Here is a 4,061-nt window from a genome sequence, read left to right on the forward strand (position 1 = left end):
GTAGTAGGTAGTAGGTAGTAGGTAGTAGGTAGTAGGTAGTAGGTAGTAGGTAGTAGGTAGTAGGTAGTAGGTAGTAGGCAGTAGGTAGTAGGTAGTAGGTAGTAGGTAGTAGAAATTTTTCATTTCATTTAGGATTGCTATATCAACATCACTCTGTTAAGTCCAGAATTTACCACAATTTAATTGCCATCACTAGTCGAACAAGAACCCGTCTCCTTTCACAAAATCCTCAACCTTTTAATTTATTCTAGAAACGTGAATTAAAGAGCGATCGCCATACAGGTTTAGTCTACAAGAGAAAAATAAAATGCTTAACTGGAATATAGTCGTTGATGTACAGGAACACAGTTTTAGCCGAGCCTATTTATTGCTTGAAGAATTCGGCACAGTTTTTCAAAGTGACTTTGAGAATATCTTGCTGATGAATGTGAATAGTATTCCTGAGTTTTTAGATAGCTTAAACAGCAAATTATTACAAGATCCTAGTTTAAAAAAAGTTTTTGCACGAATTGTACCCGTTACTTCTACTTTTTCTTTCCAATCGGCAGCTGAGTTTGAAACCAAAGCAAAAGATGTGCTGATGGAATGGCTGTCAATCTTAGCAGGAAAAAGAATCTACGTCAGAATGCATCGCAAAGGTTTAAAAGATCGCCTCGACGGTAACGAAGAAGAAAATCATCTCGATCTGATCATTCTGCAAGAACTAGAAAAATTAGGCAAACCAGGACAAATTAGCCTAAAAGATCCTGAAGCGATCGTATTTGTAGAAACTATTTCGCAACAGGCTGGACTCTCCTGCTGGACTTGTCAAGATTTAGAAAACTATCCTTGGCTAAAATTAAACCTATCTGAACCCTGACTTTTTAATCTAAATTACTGAGGTCACGCACTAATCAATCTACTACCTACTACCTCTGTAATTTATACTCAGATAGATCTTCCTCAAAATCACTAGGTAATTCTAGTTGATTCATCTGTTTGATTGTTTTTGGGTCTATTTGCAACACATCGCCACTCAGATAAGGTTCTGGATGATTCAAGATTGCTATTTCTCTTTCTAAGTCTTCTCTTCCAGCCTGAAAAAATCTTTCAGATTCAGTTGGGGTATACAAGCCATTCAGCAGATCAAAATTAAGATGATCCTGTGCTTTGACGGCGATAGCTGCAAGAATTTCGATCATTACTGCCAATACCAAAGTATTGAAACAACTAATAGTCAAACTTTTCTTGTTGGTTTTCATTTCGCTCTGCTTCAATCAGGGATAGCTCTTCTACCTTAATTCTACTAAGAATAATTTACTTCGGATGTAGCAGCCAAGCGATCGCCTGTTGAGCTATTATTTCCTTGAACGACCAGAACAGAACAGGGAGTATGATGAATTACATAGTTGCTAACGCTACCTAAAAATATTTCTGATATATTCCTTTGACTCCGACGACCAATTACAATTACATCTGCACCCCAATTCTTAGCCAGATCGCCAATTCCCAAATTACAGTTGCCGATCTGGCATTCATATTTATAACGCACGCCATGCTGTTTAGCTGGTTCTGCCAGCGCTTTGAGCCAATCATTGGCAATTTCAACTTCTGTTTCTAAACGCTGGTGATGCCAGTAGCGATCGCCTGATAAATTAAGATCGTACAAAGTGCCAACCCCAACCCAAGGAGATACATCTTGCATCTGCCAGTCAATAAAGTGAACTAACAATAACTCGCTTTCTGGCTGTGCTAAAGATAAAGCAAAGTTGAAAACCGTTTCTGCTTCTGGGGAACGATCTAGTGCTACTAATATTTTTGCAAACATAATTTTTTCTCGTTATAAATAATCAAGTAAGTAATAATGACTAACCATCATCATTTCTTATACTTCCATCAGGCATAATCGTCTGATCAAATTTAGCGCCACTTAAATTTGCCCTTTCCAAATTGGCATCTGTTAAATTTGCTCCCCGCAGATTTGCCCAAACCAACTGTGCATGTTCGAGATTAGCATTCCTTAAATTTGCTCCACTTAAATTAGTGTGATTCAAGGCAGCATGACTCAAGTTAGCATTTTCTAGATTTGCTTCAATCAAACTAGCTTGATACAATTTTGCTTGGTTTAAATTGGCAGCATAAAGAATTGCTCGGTTTAAATAAGCTCTTTCAAGATTAGCTTTACTCAAAATAGCCCGATTTAAATAGGCATCACACAGATTGATAGTCGCTAACTGCGCTTTATGTAAACAAATATGTTTTAAGTGCGATCGCGAAAAATCTCTCCTACCTGCTAAATATGCAGCTTTAAGCAACTCCACCTTAATGGCATTACTGTAATTATCTAATTCCTGTTTTGTAATTACCTCAACCATTAATTTCTACCTCCCTAATCTTCTGAGCATTTAACTTTGGCTAAGAAATCGCAGATATGATCTCTTAATAGATAATCGTTTTTTGCCAATTCGCATTCGGCACAAATCCATCTTTAGGTTCAAGATAAGAAAAAAGCTTGAAGAACTTGTGAGGATTTTGGGAAAATATTAGTCAATAATAGGTGGGTTGTAGTGGTAGATGATAAAAGTTAGAGTCATTTCAAATAGAAACCAGACGAATAGTACAAGCTGGCAAATTTACCGTAAAGCTTCTGATTTCTGACTATATGCGCAATGGTACGCGCACCCAAGCGCTTATCCGAAGGTGTATCCTTTAGGACTCGCTACTCGCTACTCATTACTTATTACTTATTACTCAATTGTTCAAGTAACCTATTTGAAACGGATTTATTATGACTTCCATCTTTAGCTCAATTCTTGCTGCAACATATTTTGATAAATTTGGGGTAAATAATTGCTCATAGAATTAGTCTCAATTCCATATCCCAAACTAGTCCAAGTTCCTGAAAGTAATTGAAGTACTTGGGTTATTTCTCCCTGTCGCAGTAGATCGGCAATATCCACATCCCAAGCCTGAGAATCACTAAGCCAAGCATAAACTACAGCATCTTGATATTTAGCCTCAAAACTATAGCTTTTCCAGCGCCAAAAACCCGAAGGATGAGGATGATATCGCTGTGCTGTTTGATTCCAGGTAAAATCGAGCATTTGATAACGTCCCGCAGCGGTAGTGCAGTTACCAGTATTCGGCCCTGTGACAATAGTGACGCAAAGCTGGGGATGCTTACTGAGATCTTTAACTTGCTTTCCGCCATAAATTACGTTGTAAGGACGACTAACATTTGCTTCGCTAGCTGTGATAGTCCGCATCAAGGCTCTAATATAGGGATCTCCTCCCCTCATAGCCAGAGGTTGAGTGCCATGTATAGTAGGTGTAAAATTGCGATCGCCAAGCGTACCCGAAGGATAATCGCCTTTTGCTTCAGATTGCCCTAAATGGCTTTGTCCATAAAGCTTAGATAAGATTTGTCCAGAGCGCTGCCATAAGAAATCTCTTTGAGGTTGGCTGATATTTGCCAGTTTCCCCAGCAACAATATCAAACAACCGAGGAAGAAAATTTTCTGGGCTTGATTAGCTAACTGCATCTATATTGATCGCTTAACGACAAAAGATATTCTAATTATTATTTAATTATTATTTGCTAACTGTTCTACTTCGGTAGTAATCTGCTGGATTTGGGCTTTGATGGTTGCTGCTTCTTTGGTAATAGATTCAGCAGTGGCTATTTTGCTCGCCAGTTCTTCCTGTTGAGGTCTAATTACATTGGCAAACTGTTGTAGACATTTATTTAATTCTGCTGCCAGAGCATCCTTAAGACTCTTGGTGTAGTTTTCTTGAAGACTGCGATAATTTTGTTCTAACTCTGCCTTGAGTTTTCTCCGTCTTCTGGGCAAAGCATCAAAGCTCATTAAGCTGAATAACCCCGCCACCACAAAAGCTGTAGCATCTGCTGAAATTGTATTAAATATTAGCTGTCCACCCACCCCTGTTGCTGCTGCGGTAATTCCCAGTCTCCAAAAGCTATCTAAACCTTCTTCTGTCGCCAACTTGATTTTGGTAGCAAATTCATCGCTATTTAAGCGGTCAGTATTAATCGCTGGAAGTGCTAGAGTATCCTCAGACAC

General features: G+C 38.6%; 6 protein-coding genes and 1 pseudogene. 1 reads left to right on the top strand and 6 read right to left on the bottom strand.

Annotated elements, in window-relative coordinates; genetic code table 11:
* The first annotated feature begins 307 nt into the window (after nt 1-307).
* Nucleotides 308-859, top strand: coding sequence for a hypothetical protein (locus C7B62_RS24875; protein WP_106244131.1), 552 nt, complete (start codon nt 308-310; stop codon nt 857-859).
* Nucleotides 860-908: 49 nt separating this feature from the next.
* Here the strand turns inward: C7B62_RS24875 and C7B62_RS24880 are convergent, their stop codons facing one another.
* The 6 genes and pseudogenes from C7B62_RS24880 to C7B62_RS24905 all read right to left on the bottom strand — a co-directional run.
* Nucleotides 909-1,241, bottom strand: coding sequence for a hypothetical protein (locus tag C7B62_RS24880; protein ID WP_106244135.1), 333 nt, complete (start codon nt 1,239-1,241; stop codon nt 909-911).
* Nucleotides 1,242-1,285: 44 nt separating this feature from the next.
* Nucleotides 1,286-1,807 carry a universal stress protein gene (locus tag C7B62_RS24885; protein WP_106244138.1) on the bottom strand — a complete coding sequence of 174 codons (522 nt, stop codon included), beginning with the start codon at nt 1,805-1,807 and terminating at the stop codon, nt 1,286-1,288.
* A 40-nt stretch (nt 1,808-1,847) separates the two neighbouring features.
* Nucleotides 1,848-2,354, bottom strand: a complete 507-nt coding sequence (locus tag C7B62_RS24890; RefSeq protein ID WP_106244140.1) for a pentapeptide repeat-containing protein — start codon at nt 2,352-2,354, stop codon at nt 1,848-1,850.
* A 14-nt stretch (nt 2,355-2,368) separates the two neighbouring features.
* Nucleotides 2,369-2,461, bottom strand: a complete 93-nt coding sequence (locus C7B62_RS27300; RefSeq protein ID WP_106244147.1) for a DUF4327 family protein — start codon at nt 2,459-2,461, stop codon at nt 2,369-2,371.
* Between the two features lie 319 nt (nt 2,462-2,780).
* Entirely contained in the window at nt 2,781-3,521 is a 741-nt protein-coding gene (locus C7B62_RS24900) for a glycoside hydrolase family protein (RefSeq protein WP_106244143.1), read from the bottom strand.
* A 42-nt stretch (nt 3,522-3,563) separates the two neighbouring features.
* Nucleotides 3,564-4,061: pseudogene (locus C7B62_RS24905) on the bottom strand (dynamin family protein); the annotation flags it as partial.

Source organism: Pleurocapsa sp. CCALA 161, from assembly GCF_003003995.1.
Classification (GTDB): Bacteria; Cyanobacteriota; Cyanobacteriia; order Cyanobacteriales; family Xenococcaceae; genus Waterburya.